General features: G+C 67.5%; 23 protein-coding genes and 1 riboswitch. Of the genes, 14 read left to right on the top strand and 9 right to left on the bottom strand.

What is annotated here, in order from left to right:
• Window positions 1-7: 7 nt before the first annotated feature.
• From MOQ72_RS01705 to MOQ72_RS01695, 3 genes are read right to left on the bottom strand one after another with little or no spacing between them, the layout of a single operon-like run.
• Window positions 8-895, bottom strand: coding sequence for a thioesterase domain-containing protein (locus MOQ72_RS01705; protein WP_242179990.1), 888 nt, complete (start codon window positions 893-895; stop codon window positions 8-10).
• Entirely contained in the window at window positions 882-1,172 is a 291-nt protein-coding gene (locus tag MOQ72_RS01700; protein WP_242179989.1) for an acyl carrier protein, read from the bottom strand. The genes MOQ72_RS01705 and MOQ72_RS01700 overlap by 14 nt, the downstream gene beginning before the upstream one ends.
• A gap of 25 nt (window positions 1,173-1,197) precedes the next feature.
• Window positions 1,198-2,499 carry an FAD-dependent oxidoreductase gene (locus MOQ72_RS01695; protein WP_242179988.1) on the bottom strand — a complete coding sequence of 434 codons (1,302 nt, stop codon included), beginning with the start codon at window positions 2,497-2,499 and terminating at the stop codon, window positions 1,198-1,200.
• A gap of 96 nt (window positions 2,500-2,595) precedes the next feature.
• On the opposite strand from MOQ72_RS01695, the gene MOQ72_RS01690 reads away from it, so the two are divergent.
• The 3 genes from MOQ72_RS01690 to MOQ72_RS01680 all read left to right on the top strand — a co-directional run bounded on the left by MOQ72_RS01690 (window position 2,596) and on the right by MOQ72_RS01680 (window position 4,603).
• Window positions 2,596-2,877, top strand: a complete 282-nt coding sequence (locus MOQ72_RS01690) for a hypothetical protein (RefSeq protein WP_242179986.1) — start codon at window positions 2,596-2,598, stop codon at window positions 2,875-2,877.
• Window positions 2,878-3,137: 260 nt separating this feature from the next.
• On the top strand, window positions 3,138-3,773 hold the full coding sequence (locus tag MOQ72_RS01685) for a response regulator transcription factor (protein ID WP_242179985.1): 636 nt from the start codon (window positions 3,138-3,140) through the stop codon (window positions 3,771-3,773).
• A 239-nt stretch (window positions 3,774-4,012) separates the two neighbouring features.
• Complete coding sequence (locus MOQ72_RS01680; protein ID WP_242179983.1) at window positions 4,013-4,603, top strand: TetR/AcrR family transcriptional regulator; 591 nt, start codon at window positions 4,013-4,015, stop codon at window positions 4,601-4,603.
• Here the strand turns inward: MOQ72_RS01680 and MOQ72_RS44265 are convergent.
• Together MOQ72_RS44265 and MOQ72_RS01665 are read right to left on the bottom strand one after the other, a co-directional pair.
• Complete coding sequence (locus tag MOQ72_RS44265; RefSeq protein ID WP_308197822.1) at window positions 4,584-7,679, bottom strand: MMPL/RND family transporter; 3,096 nt, start codon at window positions 7,677-7,679, stop codon at window positions 4,584-4,586. The two genes, MOQ72_RS01680 and MOQ72_RS44265, sit on opposite strands and share 20 nt — an antisense overlap.
• A gap of 314 nt (window positions 7,680-7,993) precedes the next feature.
• Window positions 7,994-8,437, bottom strand: a complete 444-nt coding sequence (locus tag MOQ72_RS01665; RefSeq protein ID WP_242179982.1) for an ArsI/CadI family heavy metal resistance metalloenzyme — start codon at window positions 8,435-8,437, stop codon at window positions 7,994-7,996.
• An 84-nt stretch (window positions 8,438-8,521) separates the two neighbouring features.
• On the opposite strand from MOQ72_RS01665, the gene MOQ72_RS01660 reads away from it, so the two are divergent.
• Genes MOQ72_RS01660 through MOQ72_RS01650 form a run of 3 tightly spaced genes read left to right on the top strand, consistent with a single transcriptional unit; the run spans window position 8,522 to window position 10,357 of the window.
• A complete protein-coding gene (locus tag MOQ72_RS01660) occupies window positions 8,522-8,872 on the top strand; it encodes an ArsR/SmtB family transcription factor (RefSeq protein ID WP_242179981.1) in 351 nt (116 codons plus the stop codon).
• The gene (gene arsB / locus MOQ72_RS01655) at window positions 8,869-9,957 is read left to right on the top strand and encodes an ACR3 family arsenite efflux transporter (RefSeq protein WP_242179980.1); all 1,089 of its coding nucleotides are present in this window, start codon (window positions 8,869-8,871) and stop codon (window positions 9,955-9,957) included. The genes MOQ72_RS01660 and arsB overlap by 4 nt, the downstream gene beginning before the upstream one ends.
• On the top strand, window positions 9,941-10,357 hold the full coding sequence (locus MOQ72_RS01650) for an arsenate reductase ArsC (protein ID WP_242179978.1): 417 nt from the start codon (window positions 9,941-9,943) through the stop codon (window positions 10,355-10,357). Before arsB ends, MOQ72_RS01650 begins: the two co-directional genes overlap by 17 nt.
• A gap of 17 nt (window positions 10,358-10,374) precedes the next feature.
• Here the strand turns inward: MOQ72_RS01650 and MOQ72_RS01645 are convergent, their stop codons facing one another.
• Window positions 10,375-11,448 carry an ArsR/SmtB family transcription factor gene (locus tag MOQ72_RS01645; protein ID WP_242179977.1) on the bottom strand — a complete coding sequence of 358 codons (1,074 nt, stop codon included), beginning with the start codon at window positions 11,446-11,448 and terminating at the stop codon, window positions 10,375-10,377.
• Window positions 11,449-11,569: 121 nt separating this feature from the next.
• On the opposite strand from MOQ72_RS01645, the gene MOQ72_RS01640 reads away from it, so the two are divergent.
• From MOQ72_RS01640 to MOQ72_RS01620, 5 genes are all read left to right on the top strand, one after another.
• On the top strand, window positions 11,570-12,409 hold the full coding sequence (locus MOQ72_RS01640; RefSeq protein WP_242179975.1) for an alpha/beta hydrolase: 840 nt from the start codon (window positions 11,570-11,572) through the stop codon (window positions 12,407-12,409).
• Window positions 12,406-13,386: a Bug family tripartite tricarboxylate transporter substrate binding protein gene (locus MOQ72_RS01635; RefSeq protein WP_242179974.1), complete on the top strand. Its 981-nt coding sequence runs from the start codon at window positions 12,406-12,408 to the stop codon at window positions 13,384-13,386. The genes MOQ72_RS01640 and MOQ72_RS01635 overlap by 4 nt, the downstream gene beginning before the upstream one ends.
• A 148-nt stretch (window positions 13,387-13,534) precedes the next feature.
• The gene (locus tag MOQ72_RS01630; protein WP_242179973.1) at window positions 13,535-14,038 is read left to right on the top strand and encodes a tripartite tricarboxylate transporter TctB family protein; all 504 of its coding nucleotides are present in this window, start codon (window positions 13,535-13,537) and stop codon (window positions 14,036-14,038) included.
• 1 nt (window position 14,039) lies between these two features.
• A complete protein-coding gene (locus tag MOQ72_RS01625) occupies window positions 14,040-15,542 on the top strand; it encodes a tripartite tricarboxylate transporter permease (protein ID WP_242179972.1) in 1,503 nt (500 codons plus the stop codon).
• 183 nt (window positions 15,543-15,725) lie between these two features.
• Window positions 15,726-16,316, top strand: coding sequence for a DUF5134 domain-containing protein (locus MOQ72_RS01620; RefSeq protein WP_242179971.1), 591 nt, complete (start codon window positions 15,726-15,728; stop codon window positions 16,314-16,316).
• 69 nt (window positions 16,317-16,385) lie between these two features.
• Here the strand turns inward: MOQ72_RS01620 and MOQ72_RS01615 are convergent, their stop codons facing one another.
• On the bottom strand, window positions 16,386-17,033 hold the full coding sequence (locus MOQ72_RS01615; protein ID WP_242179970.1) for an alpha-ketoglutarate-dependent dioxygenase AlkB family protein: 648 nt from the start codon (window positions 17,031-17,033) through the stop codon (window positions 16,386-16,388).
• A gap of 130 nt (window positions 17,034-17,163) precedes the next feature.
• Here MOQ72_RS01615 and MOQ72_RS01610 point away from each other — a divergent pair, with 130 nt between their 5' ends.
• A complete protein-coding gene (locus tag MOQ72_RS01610; protein ID WP_242179969.1) occupies window positions 17,164-18,105 on the top strand; it encodes an ABC transporter substrate-binding protein in 942 nt (313 codons plus the stop codon).
• A gap of 18 nt (window positions 18,106-18,123) precedes the next feature.
• On the opposite strand, the gene MOQ72_RS01605 is transcribed toward MOQ72_RS01610, so the two are convergent.
• Window positions 18,124-20,487 (bottom strand): glycoside hydrolase family 3 protein, encoded by a 2,364-nt coding sequence (locus MOQ72_RS01605; RefSeq protein ID WP_242179968.1) that lies wholly within the window; start codon window positions 20,485-20,487, stop codon window positions 18,124-18,126.
• Between the two features lie 118 nt (window positions 20,488-20,605).
• Window positions 20,606-20,836: riboswitch (cobalamin riboswitch) on the top strand.
• A 111-nt stretch (window positions 20,837-20,947) separates the two neighbouring features.
• Between MOQ72_RS01605 and MOQ72_RS01600 the strand changes: the two genes are divergently transcribed.
• Window positions 20,948-23,338: a ribonucleoside-diphosphate reductase subunit alpha gene (locus tag MOQ72_RS01600; RefSeq protein ID WP_242179967.1), complete on the top strand. Its 2,391-nt coding sequence runs from the start codon at window positions 20,948-20,950 to the stop codon at window positions 23,336-23,338.
• A gap of 134 nt (window positions 23,339-23,472) precedes the next feature.
• Window positions 23,473-24,546 carry a ribonucleotide-diphosphate reductase subunit beta gene (locus MOQ72_RS01595; RefSeq protein WP_242179966.1) on the top strand — a complete coding sequence of 358 codons (1,074 nt, stop codon included), beginning with the start codon at window positions 23,473-23,475 and terminating at the stop codon, window positions 24,544-24,546.
• A gap of 101 nt (window positions 24,547-24,647) precedes the next feature.
• On the opposite strand, the gene ilvD is transcribed toward MOQ72_RS01595, so the two are convergent.
• The gene (gene ilvD / locus MOQ72_RS01590; RefSeq protein ID WP_308197819.1) at window positions 24,648-26,348 is read right to left on the bottom strand and encodes a dihydroxy-acid dehydratase; all 1,701 of its coding nucleotides are present in this window, start codon (window positions 26,346-26,348) and stop codon (window positions 24,648-24,650) included.
• Window positions 26,349-26,709: the final 361 nt, after the last annotated feature.

Below are 26,709 nucleotides of genomic sequence, written 5' to 3'. Positions count from 1 at the left end.
CGGTGGCTCAGACCTCGGATTCGGTCAGCCGCAAGCAATCCCGGGCGATGGCGTCCACCTGCGCCAATGCGAACGGATCACGCAGCATCGAGTAGTGGTCGCCCCGGCAGGTGCGCACCTCGACCGCGGGATCGATCTCGTCCCACCCCATCGCCGGCTCCGCGCCGAACAGGCTGTGCTCCGGCCGGATCAGCGTGAACGGCACCCTCGGTGGCGCCGCCTGGTAGGCGGACACGATGCGGTTGTTGCGGCGGACGACGTTCAGGTAGCCCTCGAACAGCTTCCGGGCACCGGCCAGCGACGCGCCGGGCAGTAGCGGCCCGCGATCCGTCTCGATGTCCAGGACCAGCTTCAGACCCGCGTCTGCGTCGAGTCCGGTGAAGGTTTCCCGCGCTGTCGACGCGGTGGTCTCGTGCCGCGCCGCCAGGTAGGTCACGAACCACAGCAGTTCCAGATCCAGCGGAACCCCGTCGTCCGACCACGAGTTCCGCCCCACCGGGGCCGGGGTGTCCAGGACGACCAGGTGCGCGGGCAGTTCGTCGCCGGCCAGCTCGGATGTCAGCGCGTAGGCGATGATCCCGCCCAACGACCAGCCGACCAGCAACCAGTCGCCGCCGACCAGTCCACGCTGGCGGAGCTCGGTGGCGACGTGCGCCGCGACGTCCGCAGCGCCCACCTTCGGCGGTTCTCCGGTGAACGCCGGTCTGGCGTACTCCTCGACCGCGTCCAGGTCGACCACGTACGTCGAAACCGTCGAAGGCATGGCCGCGATGAGTTCTTCGTGCGCGGCGGCCGGGGCGAGGCCCGGGTACACCACCACGATCCGCGACCCCGCGTCGGCGCGGGCACCCGTCGGCGTGCTGATCAGCTCGATGCCCGCATTACGGTGCGCCATCGAGCGAACCTCTTTCGACGATGTGCGCGGCCAGTTCGGCGATCGTGGGGTGGTACCACATCGCGGTCGTCTCCAGCTCGAAGCCCAGCCACTTCTCCAGTTCCCCGGCGAGCACCAGGGCATCCGCCGAGTCCAATCCGAACTCGTCGAAGTACTTGTGCACGTCGACCTGTTCCGGGGTGGTCTCCAAGCGCGCCGCGACCTGGGCGACGATCCACTCCTGCACCGACTCCACGGTCAAGTCGGCCGTGCCGGACCCGTTCCTCGTCTCGGACAACTTCAACTCCTCCGTCAGGACGCGGTTACCGCGGCTGCGTGATTTCGGCGGAAATGTTGCGGTGAATCGACATCGCTGCCTCGAAACCGGAATCGAACGCCGATTCGTGGCCGCCGACCGCGTCCGGTCCGACGCTGCGGGCGGGGAGATAGGAGCCAGCGAACTTGATCCGCGAGTTCTCCTGGAGCTTCGGGATTTCGGCCAGGCTCCGCTTCGCTTCCATGGTGAAGATCGGATGCTGGAAATCGACCTCGGTGATCACCGAGTCGCGCGCCAGCTCCAGCGGGCAGTCGACGCTGACGAAGTAATCGTTGTCGCTGCTGAAGTTCTGCACCAGGTTCAGGTAGTAGGTGGACCAGGTGTCCAGCGCGCCACTGCTCACGTCGCGCGCTCGCCGAGCGCAGTTCCAACTGCGCCACTTGTCGCGATCGTCGGGCATGACCACCGGATCGGTGTGCAGCACGGCATGCGTCGGCGAATAGCTGATCGACCCGAGCGCGCGCTGCTGCTCCTGCGTGGGATTCCGCAGCAGCGCGAGGGAATCGTCGGCGTGGGTGGCGAGCACGACGTAGTCGAACTCCTCGCCTCCGGCGGCGGTGCGCAGGACCACGTCGTCGTCCCGCTGCTCGACGCCGAGAACCGGTGTGCTCGGCCGGTAGTCCACACCGTCCGAGGTCATCACGTCCAACGCCCGGCGGACGTAGTTGGCGCTGCCGCCCTCCACGCTGCGGCCCGGCCATTCGAACCCGTGGCCGAAGAAGAAGGTGAGCACGGTGTTCGCGGGCATTCCCCAGATGTCGTCGGGCGAGACCGACCAGACCATTGAGGACAGCAGCACGACGAACCCGTAGCGGAACGCCTCGGAGTACCCGCTCGTCTCCAGGTAGTCGCCCAGTGAGATGTCCTTGCGCAGCCGCATGAACTCCCGCGGCGCGGTGTGCCGGAACCGCTCCGCCTCCTGCCAGAGCAGGACGAAATCGTCCGGGTAGCGGGCGCGGACCTCTTCCTCGGACAATCCCAGATCATCCGAAACGTAGACGAAACCGTTGTCGTGATCAGTGAAGCTGAATCGCCCCGGATGGCTCGTCGTCGGGATGCCCAACTCCGCGAGAAACTTGGCGAAACGGGGGTATGCGAATTCGCTGAAAACAATGAACGCCATATCCAGGCCGCGTTCCACACCGTTGTCGTCAACGGTGACCGTTAACGCGTGCCCGCCCGCTTCGGCGTCGGACTCGAATAGTGTTACGTGCGCATTACCGCGAACGTTGTAGGCAGCCGACAGACCAGCGGCACCAGCTCCCACAACAGCAACTCGATGCTTCACATCACGCTCCGAATCGTCGGCGATCACCTGCGAGCATCCCCCGGTTCGCCAGTCTATCCAGCTGCCTGCGGGCAACAATTTCACGATCGATGCACGGTGGCACACATCGAAAGGTGTAGCGCCGCGCCGAATTCCGGCAATCCGGTACATGCCGGTCGTTTTCGCACCTCCGGCGACCGCAACCACCGGCGCGCGTCCGCCGTCCACCCTATCCCGCGCGGCACCTGGGGCCGTTCGGCCCAACGGCGATCTGCCAATGCGCGCATCGCGGGCGCTGCCACGATCAGACTTATTGCGGAAGTGGTGGATAACGCGATGCGAATCTCGGCCGCCGCCGCGACAAATGCACGCGAAACCGCGCGCGAGCTCCAGAATTGACCACCTACCACCGCCGGAAGGGACTATGGTGGTACTCGATCAGAGCGCACTGCGGGGACACCGGGGACACTGCAGGGAGTTTGATTTTGTTGAACAAGAACGCCGAGTGCTCGGATGAAGATGGCGCATGCTTACGCCGAGACGCGGTCGGCGCGTCTCGAAAGTCAGCTCTCGCACCGGTTTATCCGTTGGATCGCAATCCGAACGTTATCGGGCCGCCGCTGCCTTCGGCCCCAGCTTCTCCCATTCGCGTTGTCGTGGTGAGCAGCCTGGGCATAATCCGCGACGCGCTGACCCTGATGCTCGGCAGCCACCGGGACATCACCGTGGTGGGTCGCGCGGAGTGCGGGGAGTCGGCCATCGAGCTGACCAAGCAACTCCGCCCCGACGTCGTCGTCTCCTGCTACGGCGTCGTCGATCCCGGCGACATCCAGCACCTGACGAACATGACCGCCGACACCAACCGGGTTCGTGTCGTCATGCTGGTTTCCTCGGCCGATGACCTCCGAGGCCAGCACGCCCTGCTCGTCAGCGGGGTGTACGCGCTGCTGGACACCAGCGCGACCGGCACGGACCTGATCTCGTCGATCTGCTCGGTCACCACGATGGGCGACAGCATGGTGACCTTCATGCCGCAGACAATGATCAACCAGCTCGGCATCGCCGACCACGACTCGGTTCTCTCACCGCGCCAGCAGGAAGTGCTGCTTCAGGTGGCGAAAGGGCTCAGCAACCGGCAGATCAGCTCCCGGCTCGGCCTCACCGAGGGAACCGTCAAACGGCACCTGGCCAACATCTACGCCAAGCTGCAAGTCCGCTCCCGCACGGAGGCGATCCGCAAAGCGCTGACGGACAACCTGATCCACACGCACGAGATCGCCAGCACCGGCGAGTGACGCGGGCCCAACACCGCAAGCGGGCCCTGCGGTCTCGAAGAAGAGGTTGGCCCACAAGGACTTCTCGATAGGCTCTCCTCCCGATTCACGGGGTTCCGGGGTTGCCCCGGCATCGCCGGAACGTTGTTATAAAACACCGTTACCGGAGCGCTGTCAAGCACTCGCCGCGATTCCGCGGCCGAACCCGTCCAAAGTGGAATCCGACCTGCCACGGCAACCGGCTGCGATACACTCGCGAAGTGGTCCGCCCCAGAACGCACGACGAAGCCCTGCGCCGCACGCTCATCGAACTGGCCGCGACCGTGGTGTTCGAAGGCGGCGTGAAGGAGCTGAGCCTGCGACGGCTGGCGCGGGAGGCGGGAACCTCCACCACGGCCATATATTCGCTGTTCGGCAACAAGGCGGGCCTGCTCGACAGCGTGTACCGGGACGCCGCCAAGCAGTTCGCCGCCCGGCTGGCCCTGGTCGGCACCACCGACGATCCGGCCGAAGACGTGGTCCGGCTCGGACTGGCCTACCGCGAACACGCCCTCACCAGCCCGCACCTGTACGCGGTCATGTTCAGCGACCGGGTCGTCGACTTCGACCTCTCGGCCGCGCAGAAGGACGAGGCGGCGGAGACCTTCGAACCGCTGGTCGGGGCGATCCGCCGGGCGCAGGCCAGCGGCCAGTTCAAATCCGCGTCCGCCGAACACATCGCGCTGTCCTGCTGGGCGATGGCGCACGGCCTGGTGTCGCTGGAACTGTCCGGGAGCATTCCGCCCGGCCTCGACATCGCCGCCAGCTACGAAGATGCGCTGCGCAGCGTCGTCATCGGTTGGAGCCGCTGAACGACCGGGCGGGCCACCAGTTCCAGCGGCCGAGCATGGTGGCGACGGCTGGCACCACGAGCGTCCGCACCACGAAGGTGTCCAGCAGCAGTCCGACTCCGATGGTGAACCCGATCTGGGCGAGGGTGATCACGCTGCCGGAGATCAGCGCGAACATGCTGACGGCGAAGATGATCCCGGCGGTGGTGATCACGCTGCCGGTGGCGGTCATGGCTCGGGCGATCCCGAAGCGGCCGCCGTCGCTGGCCTCCTCCCGAATCCGCGACATCAGCAGCATGTTGTAGTCGGCGCCCACCGCGACCAGGAGCACGAAGGTGATCGGCTGCACGGTCCAGTCCAGGTCGATGCCGAGCAGGTGCTGCCAGAACAGCACCGACATCCCCATCGCCGCGGAGAAGGACAAGATCACCGACGCCAGCAGGTACAGCGGGGCCACCGCGCTGCGCAGCAACAGCACCAGGATCACGAGCACGGCGAGCAGAGCGATCAGCGCGAACAACGCGAAGTCCGCATTGGACAACTCCGCGAGGTCCTGGTTCACCGAAGCCGCACCAGTGTTCTCGACACTGCTGCGCTCCAGCGTTGTGCCGTGCAACGCCTGCTGCGCGGTGCGGACCATTTCGCCGGTGCGATCCATTGCAGCCTGGCCCAGCGGGTCGGAATCGTGCAGCACCACCAACCGGGCCGTTCGCCCGTCCGCGGACAGGAACATCCCGCTGGCCAGCGCCATCCGCGGTTCGTGCCAGGCGTTCGGTGGCAGGTAGAACCCGCCGACGCCCGGATCGGCGGCCTGCTGCCCGGCGGTCCGCAGGAATTCCGCGGCCTGGCCCAGTCCGCGTTCCAGTTCTTGGACGGACTGCGTCATCGTCGAGGTCCCGTCGCGCAACTGGTCAGCACCGTCGGCGGCGGCGTTCGCGTTTCCGGAGAGCTGGCCAGCGCCGCCTTCGACCTGGTCCGCGCCACTGGACAGCTCGCCGAGCCGGTCCCGCAACGTCCGCTCGCCCTCGGCGAGCTGCCCGATCCCGTCGCGCACCGCATTGATCCCGGTCTGCAGCCCGGCGATCCCGGCTGACAGATCCCCGCCGCCCGCGGCCAGTTGTCGCGCCGCCTCGGCCGCCTGCCGCAACCCGGGGAGCAGTTGGTCCCGCTCGGCGACGTAGATCTCCCCGATGCCGCTGCGGGCTTGCGCGCACACCGGGTCGACGCTGCACAGCGGATCGGCCTGCAACGCGTGGTAGGCCAGCCCCAGTCCGTTGACGGCCACTTCTGTTTGCTGGCTTGCCAAATCCAGTCCGACGGCCAGTTGCTTCGCGCCCTCGGCGAGCTGGCTGGAGCCGTCGTGCGCGCGGTCCGCGCCGTCGGAGACCGACCCGAGCCCGCCGCCGGTCGCGTTCAACCCGTCCAGCAACTGCTGCGCTCCGTCGGCCGCGCTGCGGGCGCCGTTGGCGAGTTGTTCGCTGCCCATCGCGAGTTGACCGGCCCCGTCGGCCAACCGCCCGGTTCCGATGGCGATCTGCTCGCTGCCCTCCGCCAGCCGTCCGGTCTGCGCGTTGCCCGCGGCGAGCTGATCGGCGGCTTCGCCGAGCCGGTCACCGACCTGACCGGCCTGCTGCCCCAGCGACGCCTCGGTGATCGGCGCACCGGTCGGCCGGGTCACGCCGCGCACCATCTGGACCCCGTCCAGTTTGGCCACGTTGGCCGCGGCCATCTCCAGCACGGCCAGGTCCCGCGGGTTGCGCATGTCGTGATCGGCGTTGATCAGCAGGTACTCCGGCAGCACTTCGGTGGCCGGGAAGTGCCTGCCCAGCGCTTCGTAGCCGAGGTTGCTGTCCGTGCTCGCCGGTTGCACCCGCCGCTCGTCGTAGCTCAGCTGCATGCCGGGGTAGAACGCGGCGAGCAGGCCGAGCACGGCCAAGCCGACCAGCAGAACCCGACCAGGTCGGCGCACGGTTCGGATGCTCGTCGCACGCCACCAACGGTTCCCGCTGGCCGGGCGCGGCATCGCGTACCCGCGGTTGGCCGCGATCGCCAACATCGCCGGGATCAGTGTCAACCCAGCCAGCAATGTCACCGCCAAGCTCACCGCGATGGCTGGACCGGTGGTGTTGAAGATGCTGACGTGGGCGAAGGCCATGCCAGCGCACGCGGCCATCACTGTGGCCGCCGATGCCGTGATCACGCCAGCCACTCGACGTGTCGCCGACGCGACGGCTTCCACCGGGTCGGCACCGGCCCGCACCGCCTCGTGGAACCGGCTGATCAGGAACACGCCGTAGTCCGTGCCCGCACCGAGCACGACGCCCGTGAGCAGAGATGCGGTGAACGTGGAGATGTCGAAGACCACGAGTCCGCTCAACGCCGTGACCGCCCGTGCGGTGGCCAACGACAGACCGATGGCGCTGAGCGCGATCAGCGAAGTGATCAGCGACCGGTAGATGGCCAGCAGGATGATCAGGATCAGCACCACCGTGACGGCGGTGATCACGACCATGCTCCGCTCGATCTCGGTCTGCATGTCCGCGACGGTGGCGATCGGCCCGGTGACGTGCACGGCCAGCTCCCCCGGCCGCCCGTGCTGGCTGATCTCGCGGATGAACTCGATCTGCGCCGTCGTCTCCGGGGAGCCGTTCGCGCCGCGCAGTCCGACCGGGATGTAAATCGCTTTGCCGTCGCGGCTTTCCAGCGCCTCGGCCAATTCCGGTCGCGCGACGGTGTCCTGCACCGAGGCGATCCGCCCGTGGTCGGCCCGCAGCTGGCCGACCAGCTCGCGGTAGTACTGCCGATCGTCGGCGGAAAGCCCGCGTTCGTCCGCGAGAACAACAAAAACCATGGTGTTCGCGCCGGTTCCACCGAAACGTTCATCCATTGTGGGCAGTGTCCGCACGGAAGGCGCCGAGTCGGGGACGAACGAGACATGGCTCTGCGCGATCACGCGCTCCAACTGCGGGACGAACACGTTGAGCGCCACGGCGATCCCGACCCAGACCACCACGACGACGCCCCGACGTCGCACCACGGCGGAGCTCAGGCGGGCCAGCACCCCCCGGCCGTCGTGGTTCGAACCCAACACGCTCACCCTGCGATCCCCAGCAACAGGCTCGGCGGCCGACATGGACCGTCAACGACCATGCCATCGTAACGAGGTTATGCAACCCTGCGCCGATCAACCTGTCAAGGCGTTCGACAACCAGACCGCAACCCACCTCGTCACAAAACCGGCGGATCAACCAACCGACCAAGCAGTCGCGTCGACCAGCCGCGGGCATCTACCCCACGGTGCCGAATTCCACTGCCGCATCCGGCCGACAATCCCTTGTGGACAGCCCGATCATGTTCACCACGAAGACGATCCGGGTGCATCTGACGTTCGGGGACTCGCCAACCAGGGGCCTAGGCGTTGGCCGGGGCGTTCTCGCTTGCGCAGCACTGTGGTGCCGTGGTCTCGGCGGCTTCGTCGCCAAAGGTGGCCGAGTCGGCTTTGACCACGTAGACCTCCCAGGGTTCCCGGCCCGGTCCGTGCACCCAGACCTTGTCCTGCCGGGCGTAGCAGCAGGTGGCGTCCTCTTCCACCTCGGTGAACAGCCCGAGCGAGCTCAGCCGCTCGGTGGCGCCGTCAACCTCTTCGGTGCTTTCGACCTCGACGCCCAGGTGATCGAGCACCGCGTCCTGGCCGGGCTCACCTTCCAGCAGAACGAGCTTCAGCGGTGGTTCGGCGATGGCGAAGTTGGCGTAGCCGGGTCGCAGCTTGGCCGGTTCGGTGCCGAAGAGCTTCGAGTAGAACGCGATGGAGCCATCCAAGTCGCCGACCCGGAGAGCCAGTTGCATGCGAGACATCTCGACTCCTTGTTTCGATTATTATCTAATCAAACTCGCACTCAGCAGCTTGCCCCTTGTATCGAGAGCTGTCAAGATAGAAACATGTCGAAACAAGAGGCCGACGAAGATCTGTGCTGCTCGCCGGTCATGCGGGAGCCGCTGAGCGCCGACCAGGCGACCTCGCTGGCACGCGTGTTCAAGGCGATCGGCGAACCCGTGCGACTGCGCCTGCTCTCGCTGATCGCCTCGCATGCCGGTGGCGAGGCGTGCGTGTGCGATCTGACCGGCGCGTTCGAGCTTTCCGGGCCGACGATCTCGCACCACCTGAAGGTCCTGCGCGAGGCCGGGGTCATCGAAGGTGAGCGCAGGGGCACGTGGATCTACTACCGCGTGCGCCCCGAGACCCTGCGCCTGGTGTCGGACGCCCTGTCGCCCGCGGCCGTACCGGCATGACGGCACGAGACCAGCGCGCGGTCGCCGCGAATCTATCCACATTGGATCGACTGCTACCGGTGTGGATCGGCGCGGCGATGCTGACCGGCCTGCTGGCGGGCCGGTGGGTTCCCGGGCTAGGTCCGGCCCTGGACGCGGTGGCCATCGACGGGATCTCGCTGCCGATCGCGGTAGGCCTGCTGGTGATGATGTATCCGGTGCTGGCCAAGGTCCGCTACGACCGGCTGGACGCCGTCACCGGCGACCGCCGCCTGATGCTCTCGTCACTGCTGCTGAACTGGGTGCTCGGCCCCGCGCTGATGTTCGCGCTGGCCTGGGTCTTGCTGCCCGACCTGCCCGAGTACCGCACCGGTCTGATCATCGTCGGTCTCGCGCGCTGCATCGCGATGGTCATCATCTGGAACGACCTCGCCTGCGGCGACCGGGAGGCCGCCGCCGTTCTCGTGGCGTTGAACTCGGTGTTCCAGGTGCTGGCCTTCGCTGGCCTGGGCTGGTTCTACCTCTCGGTGCTGCCGGGCTGGCTCGGCCTGCCCCAGGCGGGGCTGGACGTGTCGGCGTGGCAGATCGGCAAATCCGTGTTGATCTTCTTGGGCGTTCCGCTGGTCGCCGGGTACCTCACCCGCAAGTTCGGCGAGCGCGCCAGGGGGCGCGAGTGGTACGAATCGCGGTTCCTACCCCGGATCGGGCCGGTAGCGCTGTACGGGTTGCTGTTCACCATCGTGGTCCTCTTCGCCCTGCAGGGCGGGCAGATCACCAGCCGTCCCCTGGATGTCGCGCGGATCGCGCTGCCGCTGCTGGCGTACTTCGCGATCATGTGGGCCGGGGCCTTCGCGCTGGGCAAGGCCATCGGGCTGAACTACGCGCGATCGGCGACGTTGTCGTTCACCGCGGCGGGCAACAACTTCGAACTCGCCATCGCCGTGGCCATCGGCACCTTCGGCGTCACCAGCGGCCAAGCGCTGGCCGGTGTCGTCGGACCGCTCATCGAGGTACCCGTGCTGGTCGCCCTGGTCTACGTCTCGCTGGCCGCCCGGCGCTGGTTCAACTCCAACCCGCACGAGGTCGAGCATGTCCGAACCAGCTAACCGCCCCGAGGTCCTCTTCGTCTGCGTGCACAACGCGGGCCGCTCGCAGATGGCCGCCGCTTTGCTGCACCACTACGCCCGCGGCCGAGTCGTGGTCCGGTCCGCTGGGTCCGCTCCCGCTGACACCGTCAACCCGGCCGTCTTGGTCGCCATGGCCGAACTGGACCTGGACCTGTCCAATGAATTCCCCAAACCCCTCAGCACCGACGCCGTGCGGGCGGCCGATGTGGTCATCACCATGGGCTGCGGCGATGCCTGCCCCGTGTTCCCCGGCAAGCGCTACCTGGACTGGGAACTCGACGACCCGGCGGGCAAACCGCTGCACGAAATCCGCGCGATCCGGGACGAAATCGACCGCCGGGTCCGGAACCTGCTGGCCGAGCTCGTCCCCGACGCCTGACCGAGTCCGATGTGGACTCAGCGTTGCAGGGCCTGGATGAAGTCCAAGCCCAGGCGGCGGACCGCTTCGACGTCCAGCTGGTAGCGGACCACCGCACCGTCGCGGTGGCCGTGCACCAGCCCGGCCTCCCGCAGTTTGCGCAGGTGCCGGGAGACCTGCGGGGCGGTCATGTCCAGCCGCAGCGCCAGATCGGTCGTGCTGGCCGCATTGCGGAGGATGTCCTGGCAGAGCTTGATCCGCACCGGATCGGTGAGCACGGCGAGCCGCTTGCGCATGACCTCCAAGGAGATCTCGGCGCCGCGAGTGATCGGGTACTGCACGACGATCGGAAAACCCGTGTAGTGCTTGATGACCGTGTGCGGGTTGCCGTGCACGGAAGGCACCAGCAAGCACGGTGATTCGTGCACCGATGCGCTCGCCGGGTAGAGCTTGTCGAAGACGACTCGCGGCGGGTCCTCAAGCAGCGTCGCGATGGGGAAATCGGCGAGGACCCGGTCACCGAGCTGGTTGCGGGTGTGCACCTTGTGCCGCACCTCGGCGTTGATCACCGGGCGCAGCTTGCCCCACTCCGGCGCGAAGGCGGTGTCGGCGACCGCGCGCAGGAAGCCCAGCAGGTCGGCGCGCAGCTGCTCGGCGTCGGCGAACAGGCGGCTGGCGAGTTGGTGGTGCCGCGCCGAGATGAGCCGGAACCGGGCCATGAACCGCTTCCGCAGCGCGGCGTCGTCCACCAAGCGGTGCAACGGATCCTGGGTGTTCTTGCCGACCAGCGCCTGCGCGCTCATGGCCAGGAACTCGGGCAGCGGCAGCCGTTCGATGTCGCGCAGCTCGTCGTCGAGTTCCCGTTGCGAGTGGTCGGTGAGCGGGAGCAGGTAACGCGCCCGGAACGGTCCCCACAGCGGGGCGAACGCGCCGCCTTCGGCCGCCAGGCGCCCGTCCAGCACGGTTTCGAAGAACTCCGACCAGGGCCAGCTCGCCGGGTGGTGTTCGAGTTCGTCCACCGAATGCAGGCACGCGCACAGTTCGGCCAACGCGGACGAGCGGATGCCGATTCGGCTCGCACCGGATCCGCACAACAGCAGCGTCACCGCCATGACCAGCAAGTATGCCTGGCGCGATGGGCGGAGACATTACCGGGTTGGCGTCAATGTTGTTGTTCGTCCCGTCGTGGGCCAACCACGATTCCCTGCCAAGCGACCGTCGGAAGGAGCGTCGATGTCGGACAGCCAGCGTCCCAAAGATCCGCAGGGGTTCTACTCGGCCGGTGCGACAACGCTCTTCGCCTCCCGCTACGACCAGCGCTTCTCGTACTGCCTGCACGTGCCCCAGCAGCACGACCCGGACGGCGAGCCGTTGCCGCTGGTGGTGCTGCAGCACGGCACCGGTCGGCGCGGCCCGCAGTACCGGGACCACTTCTCCGAATTCGCCGAGGAGCACGGCTGCGTGGTGCTCGCCCCGGTGTTCCCGGCTGGCATCGGCGATCCCGACGACCTGCACAACTTCAAGTTCATCCGGTACGGCGACATCCGGTTCGACCTGGTGCTGCTGGCAATCGTCGAGGAGGTGGGCGAGCGGTTCAACGTGCGAACCGGGCGATTCCTGCTGCACGGCTTCTCCGGCGGCGGCCAGTTCGCGCACCGCTTCTTCTACCTGCACCCCGACCGGTTGGCCGGGGTATCCATCGGCGCACCGGGTCGGGTCACCCTGATCGACGAGAACCGCCCGTGGTGGCTCGGGCTGCGTGGCGTCGAGGAGATCGTCGGCGCGACGCCGAAACTCGGCGAACTCGCGGACGTGCCGGTGCAGATGGTGGTCGGCGGCGAGGACACCGAAACCTGGGAGATCAACAACCCCGGCGACTCCAACTGGATGGACGGCGCGCAGGACGCCGGTCGCACCCGCATCGAACGGCTGACCACGCTTCGGGAGAACTTCGAAAAGCACGGCATAGCAGTGCGTTTCGACACCGTGCCGGGCGTCGCGCACGAGCCGATGCAGGTGCTCGACCCGGTCCAGGACTTCTTCACCGAGCTGCTGAGAGGTGGTGGCAGATGAAGGTGCGCCGCCTGCTGCTCGCGGTTGCGCTGCTCACCACGTCCTGCGCCATCGGACCGGTGGACGGCAGCGGACCCTATCCGAGCAAGAACATCTCGATCTTGGCGCCGGGCAGCACCGGCGGCGGCTGGGACACGCGGGCCCGCGAGATCGACTCCGCGCTGCACGACTGCGGCATCACCGATCGGGCGGCCACCGTGGAGAACGTGCCCGGCGCGGGCGGCACGATCGGGCTGGCGCAGTTCGTGGTCAACACCGGTGATCCGCACGAGCTCATGGTGATGGACACCGTGACGATGCTCGGCGGCATCGTGCGCAACGACTCGCCGGTGGACCTCACCACGCTGACCCCGATCGCCGGGTTGACGACCAGCCAGAGCGCCATCGTGGTGCCCGCCGCCTCGCCCTACCGGACGATGGCCGATCTCATCGCCGGTTTCCGCGCCGACCCGCGCGGCACCTCCTGGGTCGGCGGGTCGCTCGGCGGCCCCGACCACCTGCTGGCCGGTCTGCTGGCCAAGGACAACGGGATCGCCCCCGACCAGATCAACTACGTCGCCACCGGAGGCGGCGGGGAAATGCTCGGCCTGCTGATCAGCGGCACCGCGAAGGTCGGGGTGGCGACGGTCACCGAGATGCGCGGCCAGATCGAGGCAGGCGAACTGCGCGCCCTGGCCGTCACCGGCGACACCCGTGCGCCCGGCATCGACGCCCCGCCGCTGCGGGAACTCGGCCTGGGCCACATCGACATCAGCTCGATCGGCGGCGTGCTGGCCCCGCCCGGTCTGGACGAGCAGCAACAGCGCGAGGTGATCGACCTGATCCGGCGGATGCGCGAAACCCCTTGCTGGCAGGCGGCGTTGGTGCGCAACGACTGGACGGACGCATGGCTGCCGGGCGAAGAGTTCGCGGCCCGGATCGAGCAGCACAAGCAGCAGGTGACCGCCGTGCTGAAGGAATTGGGGCTGACGTCATGAGACACCTTCTGCCAACCCGAGCCCTCCTCAACCGCACCTCAGGGGACCGTGACGCAAGCCAGCCACAAGAAACCGCGAAACGGGAGGTTGGGTGGGGCGCGACCACCACTGAAAATCGCGGAGAGGCGGTACTGGAGGCGGACCAGTCATGAGCGTTGCGGAGGAATCGGGGGACGACACCGAGATCCGCCCGTGGGCGGCACGGCTGAGCGCGCTCCTCGTGCTGGTCGTCGGCCTCGTGGTGCTGATCGGCTCCTTCACCATCAACTCCGGCGGTACTTACCAAGCCGTGGGACCGCAGGTGTTCCCGCTCATCGTCGGCGCTGGCACCACGCTGTTCGGCGCGATCGCGCTGGTGCGTTCCTTCCGAGCCGCTGACGCCGAAGAACCGAGCGAGGAAGCGGTAGCGACGGATTGGCCCGCGGTCGCCAAGCTCGGCGCGACGTTGTGCGGCTACGTGCTGCTGCTGGTCCCAGTCGGGTTCTGGCAGTCCAGCACGGTGTTCTTCGCCCTGGTCGCGCGAGTTCTCGGGAGCCGGAAACCGGTACGAGACCTGCTGATCGGGCTGGTGCTCTCGCTGGCCGCGTACTTCCTGTTCGACCGGCTGCTGGGCGTCAGCCTGCCACCGGGCATCGTCAGATTGGCGTTCTGACATGGACGTTCTGCACAACCTGCTGACCGGTTTCGGCACTGCCCTGATCTGGCAGAACCTGCTGCTCGCGCTGGTCGGGGTCACCATCGGCACGATGGTCGGGGTGCTGCCCGGTCTCGGCCCGGCCACCACGGTCGCGTTGCTGCTGCCGGTCACCTACGTCTTCGACCCGATCGGCGCGTTCGTGCTGTTCGCCGGGATCTACTACGGCGGCATGTACGGCGGGTCGACCACCGCGATCCTGCTCAACATCCCAGGCGAGACGGCGTCCGTGCCCACCACCCTCGAAGGCCATCCGATGGCGCTGAAGGGTCGCGGCGGGGCGGCGTTGGCGACCGCGGCAATCGGTTCGTTCGTGGCGGGCACCATCTCGACGGTCGGCATCACCTTCCTCGCACCGTGGATGGCCGAGTTGGGCAAGCTGATCCAACCCGCCGAATACTTCGCGATCATGGTGCTGGCCTTCGTCACGGTCACCTCGCTGGTCGGCGACTCGGTGGTGAAGGGCCTGGCCACGCTGTTCCTCGGACTGTCGATCGGCCTGATCGGCATCGACAACCTCACCGGGCAGCCGCGCTACACCTTCGGCGTGGCCGAGCTCTACGACGGAATGGAGTTGGTGGCGCTGGCGGTCGGTCTGTTCGCGGTTGCCGAGGCGCTGTACTCGGTGAGCCGGATGCGCCACCACCCGAGGCAGGTCGTCCCGCAGGCGGGCAAGGTGTGGATGACCAGGGACGAATGGCGGCGCTCGTGGAAGCCGTGGTTGCGCGGCACCGCCATCGGCCTGCCGATCGGTTCGCTGCCCGCCGGGGGCGCGGAGATCCCGACGTTCCTCAGCTACAACCTGGAACGCCGGTTGGCCAAGCGCCGCGAGGAATTCGGCCACGGCGCGATCGAAGGCGTGGCCGGACCGGAGGCGGCGAACAACGCCGCGTTCTCCGGCACCCTCGCCCCGCTGCTGACCCTGGGCATCCCGACCTCGGCGACCGCTGGCGTGCTGCTGATCGCGTTCCAGATCTACAACCTGCAGCCCGGACCGCTGCTGTTCGACGAGGAACCGGCGCTGGTCTGGACGTTGATCGCCAGCCTATACATCGGGAACGTGATGCTGCTGGCGCTGAACCTGCCGCTGGTCAAGGTGTGGGTGAAGCTGCTGGCCGTGCCGCAGTCGCTGCTGACCGCCGGAATCCTGGTGTTCGCCACCCTCGGTGTGTACGCGATCTCGCAGAACGTCGTCGACGTGGCCTTCGCGTTCGCCTTCGGCGGGCTCGGTTTCATGTTGCGCCGCAGCGGTTATCCGGTCGCACCGATGGTCCTCGGCGCGGTGCTCGGGCCGCTGCTGGAGACCCAGTTCCGCCGGGCGATGTCGTTCGCCGAAGGCGACTGGACGGTGCTGCTGACCCGCCCGATCTCGGCAACGATCCTGGTGCTGGCCGCGGCACTGCTCGTGGTTCCCGCCATCCTCCGCCGCCGCAGGAGAACGACCGTCCCCATTGGACAGTAACCAACTCCAACATCCAATGGCACAACCGCGGTGTCCGCCCCGGTGCGGCGTCTGGCAGCGCTGACGGTAGTCGTTGGCGATTCGCCACTCCCATCGTCCGGACCTAGACCATCGGCGGTCGACTCGCGAACAATCAACAACCGTGGGTCACCGATCGGATACCGACGGTCGCGGATGGTGGGCATGCTCGACCTGGTACTGACCGCAGCGGTCATCGCGGTGACCCTCGCATGCCTGGTCCGCCTCGCGCTCCGACGCGGGGACGCCCCGCACACCGAAGGCAGCGTGGACGTCGCGCACGCCCTGATGGGCATCGGCATGGTGGCGATGTTCCTGTCCGGCCTGGTGCGCCTTCCAGCGGCAGTGTGGGCTGCGCTGTTCATCGCGAACGCGGCGTGGATGGCTGTCCTGGCGCTGCGCCGGAGACCCGCCGGGACCTACCTGCACCACGTGGTCAGCGGCCTGGCGATGGCGTACATGTTCGCCGCCGCCCGCCCGCAAGAGCCCGCCCCACGCGGGCTGTCGTTGTCCACCGCGCACTCGTCCGGCCACCTGCACGGCGCTGTAGCGGTCGTCGAAGCGCAACCCGCGGGCTTCGCGTTTCCGCTGGTGGCATGGGTTCTGATGGTCTACTGCGCGCTCAGCGCTGGCTTCGCCGGAACCGACCTGCTGCGCGCGCCGCCGACCTGCCACCGGCCAGCGCCTCGGCTCACCGCGATCACCGAACTGGTCCTGTCGCTGAGCATGGCCTACATGTTCCTGACCATGCTCTGACGGCTCCGTGCACCCCCTCGCCTTCCGCGATGGGGTACGCCGATTTCGCGAGAAATTGGCACCAGGCACTCACGCCATTCCGGACACGCGCAGCGTGATGTTCAGGCGCCCGCCAGCCATGCCGATGTCCGGGCCGGTGCCCGGCAGGGTTCGCGGCACCCCGTGGTAGGCCAACCGGGACGGGCCGCCGAAGACGAACAGGTCCCCCGAGCGCAATTCCACGTCCGTCCACGGCCGGTTGCGGTTCTCGGTGTTGCCGAACCGGAACACGCAGGTGTCGCCCAGGCTCAGCGAAACCACCGGCTCCCGGCTGTGCTCGTCGCGATCCTGGTGCATGCCCATCCGCGCGATGGCGTCGTAGAAGTTGACCAGCGCGACATCGGGCCGATAGGCCGAGGCATCCTCGCGGTAGGCATCCGCCAGCGCCCGGCGGCCGAGATCGCCCAGCCAGTCCGGGAACGGCGTGACCGGCGCACCGTCGCCATCGTCGACCGTGCGCGAATACCGGTACGGGTACCAGTGCCAACCCAGGCAAACCGTGCGCACCGACATCACGCCGCCGCTGGGCAGGCGCGCCGATCGCATCCCCGCCGGGGAACGCGCCCACTCCCGGCAGGCGGTCACCAGTTCGCGCTGCCGGTCGAAGTCCAGCCAGTCCGGCACGTGAACCGCGCCAGGCGCGATCTCCGACCGGCTCCGCGGGATCAACGACTCCATGTCCACCTGAACACCAAGATCATCAGCGTCGATCACCGCGCAGTGACAACGCTCTCAATGCTGGTCTCCCCACTCCGCCCAGGTTAGGCTTGCCGAACTTTTGGAACCACTCGGACAGGCAGGGAGCACCATGTTCCGTCCCCGTCGACTGCTCGCGACGATCACCGCCATGCTCGCGCTCGGCACCGTCGCGGCGTGCGGCACATCGGCCCCCGAGCAACCCGGCGCACCGCAGGGCGGCGAGCGGATCATCACGCACGCCAAGGGCCAGACCAAGGTCACCAGCAACCCGCAGCGGGTGGTCGTGCTCGACACCGGGGAACTCGACTCGGTGCTGACGCTGGGGATCAAGCCGGTCGGAACCGTGCTGCCCGATGCCAACAAGTCGCTGCAACCGTACCTGGCCGAGAAGGCGGGCAACATCGAGATCGTCGGCACCATCGGCTCGCCCAACCTTGAGAAGATCGCCGCGCTACAGCCAGACCTGATCCTGTCCAACAAGATGCGCGACGACCAGAACTACGAGGCGCTGAGCAAGATCGCCCCGACGGTGTTCGCCGACACCGTCGGCAAGACCTGGAAGCAGAACTTCCTGCTCGACGCCGAGGCGCTGGGCAAGAAGGCGGAGGCGCAGCAGATCCTGGACACCTACCAGCAGCGCGCCGCCGACATCGGCAAGCAGGTGGGCGACCCGGCCGCCCGCAAGATCAGCATGCTGCGCTTCATCCCCGGCGACATCCGGCTCTACGACAAGGGTTCGTTCATCGGCACGATCCTGGCCGACGCGGGCCTGGGCCGCCCCGAGAACCAGCTGGTCGACCAGACCCACACCAAGATCAGCCGCGAGCAGATCTCCCAGGCCGACGGGGACATGCTGTTCTACGCCGCCTACGGCGACACCGCCAAGCAGCAGCTGACCGACGTGGTCAATTCGGTGCAGTGGACGACGCTGGGCGCGGTGCGCAACGGCAAGGCCATCGAGGTGGCCGACGACACCTGGTTCCTCGGCATCGGCCCGATGGCAGCCAACCTGGTCTTGGACGACCTGCAGAAGTACCTCACTCGGCAGTGATTCCGTGGGTCGGTCGACTCACGAGGTCCCCGTCGCGCTGATCCGCAGATCCCCGGCGCTGCGCCCGACCACGAACTCACCGCCCGGTTCGACGTCGACCACCACCGACACCTCGGCGCCCGCCTCGGCCGCCACAACGGCGAACCCCGCCAACCGGAACGGCTCGACGGCGTACACCTGGACGACCTCGCGGCCCGGCCGGTCACCGGTGTTGCACAACTTCACCCGCACCACGTCGCCGTCGGCGACGGCCTCGACGTAATCCCACGTGGTGTACCCGAGCCCGTGTCCGAAGTGGAATGCCGGACGCACGCCGCGGTCCGCATAGGCGCGGTACCCGATCAGACTTCCCTCGGAGTAGTGCAACTCGCCGTCCACCGGCTGCACGGCGGGCAGCGGCACCGGCACATCGGCGAGTTCGGCCGGGAAGGTGGTCGGCAGTCGGCCGCCCGGCTCGACGAGACCGAGCAGCACATCGGCGAGCGCGTCGCCGTACTCCTGGCTGCCGAACCAGGTCCACAGCACCGCAGGCACCTCGCCCACCCAGGGCATGACCACCGGCGACGCGGCGTTGACCACGACAACGGTGCGCGGATTCACCGCCGCGACCCTGCGGACCAGCTCGTTCTGCGCGCCCGGCAGGTCCAACGAAGTGCGGTCGCGGCCCTCGGACTCGACCTCGTCGTTCGTGCCGACCACGACAACCGCGACATCGGATTCGCGGGCGACCGCCAACGCGGCAGCGAGTTGGCTCGCGTCATCCCATTCCTGCGTGCGATGCCCGATTCCGACGGCGACCAGCATGTCGAGGCTCTGCGGGGTGAACTCCACGGTCAGCGCCGCTCGGCCCGTGCCGTCCAGGTCCGATTCCACCAGCACGACGTCGAACCGCTGCTCGGGCGGTTCGACCATGTCGCCCAACGGGTCGTCGATGCCGTCAACGCTGGTCACGTCCGCGGCGAGCACCTCCCGCCCGGACACCTCGACGCGGAAGTGCCCGGTGCCGTTGACCCCGAACACGTGCTCCCCGACCTCGGCGACGAGATTTCCCCGCAGCCGCAGCGATTTCGTCCCGCTCGGCAGCCCGCCGAGCCACACCAGCCGCTCGGTGCCGCGCAACTCGCTGCTGAGCACCTGGCCCGCGCCGTCCAGGTACTCGACCCGGATCCCGTCCCCTTCGCCAGCCGGGTCGAAGATTTCGGCTCGCGGGACCACGTCCAGCAGCCGCCGATGCCGCACCCCGCGCTGGTACACCACATCCGCTTCGGGCAGTGCGGCCCGCAGGCCCTCCAGCGGCGTGATCACGTGCGGCGGGCTGACGTGCGAAGACCCGCCGCCCTGCACGGCGGGAACCATGGCGCTGTCCCCGATCACCGCCAGCTTGGCGACCTTCGGATCGATGGGCAGCATCGGCGCGCTGTCCACGACCTCGTTGCGCAGCAAGACGAATCCCTGCGCGGCAAGACTCCGAATGACCGGCCGTGCCTGCTCCGGCGGACCGCCCTCGACAACCGGATCCTCGAACGCACCGACGCGGGCGGCCAACCGCAACACGCGCAGCACCTTGTCGTCGAGCACCTCCTCGGGGACCTCGCCCTGCTCCACCGCCTCGGCGAGTTTCCCGCCGCTCCACGGGCTTTTCGGGCCGGGCATGGCGAGGTCGAGACCGCCGAGCGCGGCCGCCCGCAGCGAGCGGGTGGCGAGCCAGTCCGACACGAGCACGCCGTCCCACCCCCACTCGCCCTTGAGAATGTCGTTCACCAGCAAGGAATTCTCGGTCATGGTGTGTCCGTTGACCGAGTTGTAGGCAGCCATCAGCGCCCACGGCGAGCTCTTCGCGATGATCCGCTCGAACGGTTTGAGGTAGACCTCGCGCAACGTCTGCTCGTCGATGACCGCGTCGTAGCTGAGCCGCTCGGTCTCGCTGTCGTTGGCCACGTAGTGCTTCGGCGTCGCCGCCACCCCGCGCGACTGGATGCCCGCGACGACCTCGGCGCCGACCTCGGCGATCAGCAGCGGATCCTCCGAGAAGTTCTCGAAATGCCTGCCACCGAAAGGACTCCGGTGCACGTTGACCGTCGGTGCCAGCACCACGTGCACGCCCCTGCGGCGCGCCTCGTCACCGAACAGTTCCCCCACCGTGCGGGCCGCTGCCCGATCCCACGTCGCCGCCAGCGCGGAGGCGACCGGCAGCAGCAACGACGTGTCGCGCTCGTCCCAAACCGTGCCGCGCACCCCGTTCGGCCCGTCGGAGAACACCAGCGACCGCAGACCGATCTGGGACATCGGGGGCAGGCTCCAGAAGTCGGCGCCGGTGAGCAACCGCGCCTTATCCGCCACGGTCAGCTTCGCGACCAACGACCGCAACTTCGCCTCGTCCACGCCTCGCCCCTTTCGCCGCGCTCCGGCCGACCAGTCTCGGTCACCGGACCGACAGTGTCGAGCGAGACCGCAACACGCCGGTATCTGCCCATCCGCGCCGCCCTCGAACCCAACATGTAGTGTGTCGCTCGCTGGTGGTTCGCCGGAGGCATCCGGTGAGGCAAGAGGGAACCCGGTGCGAATCCGGGACTGCCCCGCAGCGGTGAACGGGAACGACCGTCGTGACCCGACTGCCCCGAGCTTCCAACGGAAATCGGGGCAGCGGGTAAAGCACTGGGCGAATGCCTGGGAAGCCACGACCAGTAGGCCGCCCGTGAGTCCGAAGACCTGCCACCGGTGCACGCGAAAGCGTGCTGTCCGGGACTTCGAGGGCGGGTCCGCGCGGACGACCAGCGGTTTTCGCCGCTGCGATCTCCTCGCGCGCCATCGTGGTCCGCCGAGCTCGCGAGGGAGAGAGCCCATGACGGCGACACTCGACAACTGGACCCGCGTGTCCACTGTGGTCCACCATGCCTGCGCCGGATTGCCCGGCACATCGGCCGAAGCCGTGCTCGACGAAGTGCGGCGCACCGGTTACGCCGGGATCAGCGACGACGAGCTCTCGCTCGCCCAGATCATGGCGGCGCGCACGCTGATCGAGACGGAACCCAACTATTCGCAGGTCACCGCCCGACTCCTGCTGGACCGGATGCGCCGCGAGGCGCTGAGCTTCCTGGGCGGATCGCAGGAAGCCGACCAGGACGAGATGCGGGCGCGCTACCCGGAGTACTTCGTCGACTACGTGCGGCGCGGCATCGAACTCGCGCGGCTGGACCCGGAGCTGGGCAGCTTCGACCTGGCCCGGCTGGGGCGCGCGCTGCTCCCGGAACGCGACCTGACCTTCGGATTCCTCGGCCTGCAGACCCTCTACGACCGCTACTTCCTGCACCACGAAGGCACCCGGTTCGAGCTGCCGCAAGCGTTCTTCATGCGGGTCGCGATGGGTCTCGCACTGCGCGAGGACGACCGGGAGAAGCGCGCCATCGAGTTCTACCACCTGCTGTCGTCGTTCGACTTCATGTGCTCGACGCCGACGCTGTTCAACGCGGGCACCACCCGGCCGCAGCTGTCGTCCTGCTTCCTGACCACTGTGCACGACGACCTGTCCGGCATCTTCCACGCGATCAGCAACAATGCGCTGCTGTCGAAGTACGCGGGCGGGCTGGGCAACGACTGGACTCCGGTGCGCGGCATCGGCGCGCACATCAACGGCACCAACGGCAAGTCCCAAGGTGTGGTGCCGTTCCTGAAGATCGCCAACGACACCGCCGTCGCGGTCAACCAGGGCGGTCGCCGCAAGGGCGCGGTGTGCGCGTACCTGGAGACCTGGCACATCGACGTCGAGGAATTCCTCGACCTGCGCAAGAACACCGGCGACGACCGCCGCCGCACCCACGACATGAACACCGCGAACTGGGTGCCCGACGAATTCCTGCGCCGCGTCGAGGCGGACGAGCAGTGGACGCTGTTCTCCCCGGACGAGGTCCCCGACCTGCACGACCGCTACGGCCAGGCGTTCGCCGACCGCTACCGGGCCTACGAGCGGGCCGCCGACCGCGGCGAGATCCGGGTGTTCCGCCGGGTCCGCGCGGTGGAGCTGTGGCGGCGGATGCTGACCATGCTCTTCGAAACCGGGCACCCCTGGATCGCCTTCAAGGACCCGTGCAACCTGCGTTCTCCGCAGCAGCACACCGGTGTGGTGCACTCCTCCAACCTGTGCACCGAGATCACCCTGAACACCAGCGGCGACGAAGTCGCCGTCTGCAACCTCGGATCGATCAACCTGGCCCGGCACGTCACACCCGACGGCATCGACACCGAGCGGCTGGAACGCACCATCCGCACCGCGGTGCGGATGCTGGACAACGCCATCGACATCAACTTCTACACGATTCCCGAGGCGCGCCGGTCCAACCTGCGGCACCGGCCGATCGGGCTGGGCCTGATGGGCTTCGCCGACGCGCTGTTCGTCCAGCGCATCCCGATGGCGTCCACGGCCGCGGTCGAGTTCGCCGACCGCAGCATGGAGCAGATCAGCTACCACGCCATCGCCGCGTCCAGCGAACTCGCCGCCGAGCGCGGCCGGTACGAGTCGTTCGACGGATCGCTGTGGAGCCGGGGAATCCTGCCCATCGACTCGCTACGACAGCTCGCCGACGCCCGCGATGGCGACCTCGATGTGAACAATTCGTCCACTATGGACTGGGAGGCGCTGCGCGACCGGGTGCGGCGCGACGGGATGCGCAACTCCAACGTGATGGCCATCGCGCCGACCGCCACGATTTCCAACATCTGCGGGGTCAACCAGTCCATCGAGCCGGTCTACCGCAACCTGTACGTCAAGGCGAACATGTCCGGCGACTTCACCGTGGTCAACCCGCACCTGGTAGCCGAGCTGAAGGAGGCCGGACTGTGGGACGCGGCGATGGTCGCGGACCTGAAGTTCCAGGACGGCAGCCTCCTACCGATCGACCGGATCCCCCAGCACCTCAAGGAGCTCTACGCCACGGCGTTCGAGATCGAACCGCACTGGCTGGTCGAGGCGGCGGCGCGGCGGCAGAAGTGGATCGACCAAGCGCAGTCGCTGAACCTCTACGTCACGCGCCCCAGCGGCCGCAAGCTCGACGAGCTCTACCGCCTCGCCTGGCGAAAGGGCCTGAAGACCACGTACTACCTGCGCTCCACCAGCGCAACCCACGTGGAGAAGAGCACCCTGCACGGCACCGACGGCAAGCTCAACGCCGTCCCAGCAGTTGCGGCAACCGACGCGGCCTGCTCGGTAGAAGACCCCGACTGCGAAGCCTGCCAATAACGCACCGAGGCGGGTGAAGTTTCCAAATTTCCCTGAAATTGGGCTTCTTCAGCGTGTCGTGCGGCGCCCACCTCGTCTCGTTTCCGCGCAGTCCTCGACGAGCCTGCGCTTACCACCTTCATGGAGCACAAAGCATGACCTCAGTGCAGTCCCAGTCCGCCGCCGGGCTCGGCGAGATCGACCGCGCCGCTGGACGCGTCGACGTCGGCGACAAAGCGATGATCAACGCTCGGGCCGATGTCAACCAGTTGCTCCCGCTCAAGTACGGCTGGGCCTGGGAGAAGTACCTCGCGGGCTGCAACAACCATTGGATGCCGACGGAAATCTCCATGCAGGCCGACATCGCGCTGTGGAAGTCCGCCGACGGCCTCAGCGCCGAAGAGCGTCTGCTGCTCAAGCGCAACCTCGGGTTCTTCGCCACCGCGGAATCCTTGGTGGCCAACAACATCGTGCTCGCCGTCTACCGGCACATCACCAATCCCGAGTGCCGCCAGTACCTGCTGCGGCAGGCGTTCGAAGAGGCCGTGCACACCCACACCTTCCAGTACATCTGCGAAAGCCTCGGCCTCGACGAGGGCGAACTGTTCAACATGTACCGGGAGATCCCCTCGATCGCCGACAAGGACGCCTGGGCGCTGCGGTACACGCGCAGCCTGGAAGACCCCGACTTCGCCACCGGCAGCACGGTGGCCGACCAGGCGTTCCTGCGCGACCTCGTCGCCTTCTACGTGATCTTCGAAGGCATGTGGTTCTACACCGGGTTCGCACAAATCCTGGCGCTGGGCAGGCGGAACAAGATGGTCGGGATCGCCGAGCAGTACCAGTACATCCTGCGCGACGAGTCGATCCACCTCAACTTCGGCATCGACTGCATCAACCAGATCAAGCTGGAGAACCCGCACCTGTGGACCTCGGAGTTCCAGACCGAGATCCGGCGAATGCTGGCCGAGGCATGCGACCTGGAGATCGCCTACGGCCGCGACACCATGCCGCACGGACTGCTCGGCATCAACGCGCAGCTCTGCGCGCAGTACATGCACTTCATCACCAACCGGCGTTGCGCCCAACTCGGGCTGACACCGGTGTTCCCGGAAGCGGACAACCCGTTCCCGTGGATGTCGGAGGCCATGGACCTGAAGAAGGAGAAGAACTTCTTCGAAACGCGAGTCATCGAGTACCAGTCCGGCGCATCGCTGCAGTGGGACTGAGCAGTGCCCGCTGACCCCACCACGGGTGGGTTCGCAATTTCTCACGAAATTGCGAACTCCTGCCCTGCCGTTGCGGTCGAGAGTTCCGCTCGCCTGGAACTTCAGGAGCAGACCGCGCCTTCGGCCGCCGAGCCGACCAGCTTCGCGTACTTGCCGAGGACACCGTGGTGGAAGCGCGGCGCGGGCGCGGACCAGGTTCGGCGCCGTCGTTGCAGCTCAGCACCGTCAACGAGCAGGTCCAAGGTGCGGTTGGTGAGGTCGAGGCGAATCCGATCGCCGTCCTGGACCAGCGCGATCGGCCCGCCCTCGGTCGCTTCCGGCGCCACGTGGCCGATGCACAAACCCGTGGTGCCACCGGAAAACCGGCCATCGGTGACCAGCAGCACGTCCTTGCCGAGGCCAGCACCCTTGATCGCACCGGTCACCGCGAGCATCTCCCGCATGCCCGGACCGCCTCGCGGCCCCTCGTACCGGATGATGACCACGTCGCCGGGCCGCAACGTGCCGTCCTCGACGGCGTCCATGGCCCCCTGCTCACCATCGAAAACCCTTGCTGTGCCGTCAAAACTGGTCGAGTCGAAACCGGCGCTCTTGACCACCGCACCATCCGGCGCCAGCGAGCCCCGCAGGATGGTCAACCCGCCGGTGGGATGGATCGGGTTCGACAATTGGTGCAGCACTTCGCCGTCCAGTTCGGGCGGGTCGAGCGTGGCCAGGTTCTCCGCCACGGTGCGGCCGGTCACGGTCATGCAGTCGCCGTGCAGCAGGCCCGCGTCCAGCAGGGCCTTCATCACCACCGGCACGCCACCGATCCGGTCCACCGCAGGCATCACGTACCTACCGAACGGCTTGACGTCAGCGAGGTGCGGCACCCGGTCACCGATCCGGTCGAAGTCGGTCAAGTCCAGTTCGACCTCGGCCTCCCGCGCGATCGCCAGCAGGTGCAACACCGCGTTGGTCGACCCACCGAACGCCATCACCACTGCGATCGCGTTCTCGAACGCCTCTTTGGTCAGGATCTGCCGGGCGGTGAGCCCGCGCTCCAGCATGCCGACCACCGCGCGGCCCGCTTCACGCGCGTTCGCGTCCCGCCGCCGGTCCACCGAAGGTGGGCTCGCCGACCCCGGAACCGACATCCCCAACGCCTCCGCGGCGCAGGCCATGGTGTTCGCCGTGTACATCCCGCCGCAGGCACCCTCGCCAGGACAGATCGCGCGTTCGATGCGGTCCACCTCGTCGCGGCTGATCAGCCCGCGCGCACAAGCACCGACCGCCTCGAAGGCGTCGATGATGGTGACCTCGCGATCGTCGACGCGGCCCGGCAGGATCGAACCGGCGTAGACGAACACCGAGGCCAGGTCGAGCCGGGCCGCAGCCATCAGCATGCCCGGCAGGCTCTTGTCGCAGCCCGCCAGCAGCACCGAGCCGTCCAACCGCTCGGCCTCCATCACGGTTTCGACCGAATCCGCGATGATCTCCCGGGACACCAGCGAGTAGTGCATGCCGACGTGCCCCATCGAGATGCCATCGGAAACCGAGATGGTGCCGAACTCCATCGGATACCCACCAGCCGCGTGCACACCGTCCTTGGCGGCCTGCGCCAATCGTTGCAGCGAGAGGTTGCACGGGGTGATCTCATTCCAGGACGAAGCCACTCCGATCTGCGGCTTCGCGAAGTCGGCGTCCTGCATGCCGACGGCGCGCAGCATCCCCCGCGCTGCGGCCCGTTCCATACCTTCGGTGACCTCGCTGCTACGAGGTTTCAACCTGCGTTGGCCATCGGTGAGCGTCGAAGCATCCACACGACGACTGTAACCACCACCGCAACACCAACGCCCGCCGAACACACCCCACGCAAAACAATAGGCTCCTTTCCCTACCAACCACAAAGGAAAAGGGAATCCGAAAATCAGGAAAAACCAGAAAGATCTCTTCTATCTTCCTGCTCGCGCGGGGTGTGGCGTGCCCACCCCTAAATGCACCTCGGTCTGGCTGTTCGTGTGTTTGCGTTGCGGGTGGGCATGCAAGAAAACCCCCCTTGTCGTATCCCGGCTTAACCGGGAACAACAAGGGGGGTTTCATGTTGTGTGTCGGTGGTGTCTTACTCTCCCACACCCTGGCGGGTGCAGTACCATCAGCGCTGGGGAGCTTAGCTACCGGGTT

This window comes from Saccharopolyspora soli (genome assembly GCF_022678645.1).
Classification (GTDB): domain Bacteria; phylum Actinomycetota; class Actinomycetes; order Mycobacteriales; family Pseudonocardiaceae; genus Saccharopolyspora; species Saccharopolyspora soli.
The sequence above is the reverse complement of the archived record's forward strand: the minus strand, read 5'-3'. Positions and strand labels throughout refer to the sequence as shown.